At 74.1% G+C, this 1,121-nt stretch carries 1 protein-coding gene; it reads right to left on the reverse strand.

From position 1 onward, the window contains the following. Positions 1-138: 138 nt before the first annotated feature. Positions 139-1,121: ABC transporter permease (locus AC1DUQ_RS21900; protein ID WP_477074658.1), on the reverse strand; the 983-nt coding region annotated here is incomplete at its 5' end.

A 1,121-nucleotide genomic window follows, 5' to 3' on the forward strand; every position in this document is an offset into this window, starting at 1 on the left:
GGCGAGCACGCCGGGACGGGCGAGCGGGTGCCGGACCGGGCGAGCGCGCCGGACCGGGACCGCGGGCGCGGGGACGAGGGTCGGCGCCGCGACGGCCGGTGCGTGCGAGACGAGGGTCATGACGTGTCCTTCCGTGCGTCAGGCCGTGGAGGGGGTGCGGGAGATCCGCGGGTCGAGTGCGGGATAGGCGAGGTCGACCACGAGGTTGACGACCACGAACACGAGCGCGCCGACCACGACGACCCCCTGCACCACGGGGATGTCCTGGGCGCGGACGGCCTTCTCGACGAGTCCGCCGAACCCCGCGCGGGAGAACACCGTCTCCACCACCACGGCACCGGCCAGCAGGTTGCCGACCGCGATCCCGAGCAGGGTCAGCGCGGGCAGTGCGGCGTTGCGCGTGACGTGCCGCCACTGCACCCGGCCCCGGGACGCACCCTTGGCCAGCGCCGTCTCGACGTAGGGCGCGTCCCACGCGGTCCGCATCGAGCGGGCGAGCACCTGGGCGACCACCGCGGAGAGCGGGATGGCGAGGGTGACCGCCGGCAGGACGATGCTCGCGATCCCCTGGTTGCCGACCGCCGGGAACACCGGCAGCCGGAACGAGAACAGCTGGAGCAGCAGCAGCCCGATCCAGAACGTCGGCATGGACACCCCCAGCGGCGGCAGCGCCAGCAGCGCGCCCCGCAGCCGGGTCGACCGGGTCCACGACGACGTCGCCGCGATCGTTCCGCCGAGAAGCAGGGCGATCCCCAGGGCCACGCTGGTGAGCGCGAGCGTCTGCGGGAACGCGTCCGCGAGCAGCTGCGAGACCGGAGCGCCCGAGGTCACCGAGACCCCCAGGTCGCCCGTCACGGCCCGCCCGAGCAGCACGACGTACTGCTCGAGCGGCGGCCGGTCGAACCCGTAGCGGGCGCTCAGCTCGGCCACCTGCGCCGGGTCCACGGTGCCGCCGGGGTTGGCCGCGTCGAGCATGATGCTCACCGGGTCGCTCGGCAGCAGGTAGAGCACCGCGAACGAGACCGTGAACGCCGCCCAGAGCACGAGCACCGCCGCACCGAGCCGCCGCAGGACGTAGGCCGTCACTGGTCGGCGCCGATCCAGGTGTCGTGGAAGAGCAG

It is taken from the genome of Cellulomonas sp. P4_B5_2 (assembly GCF_056402235.1).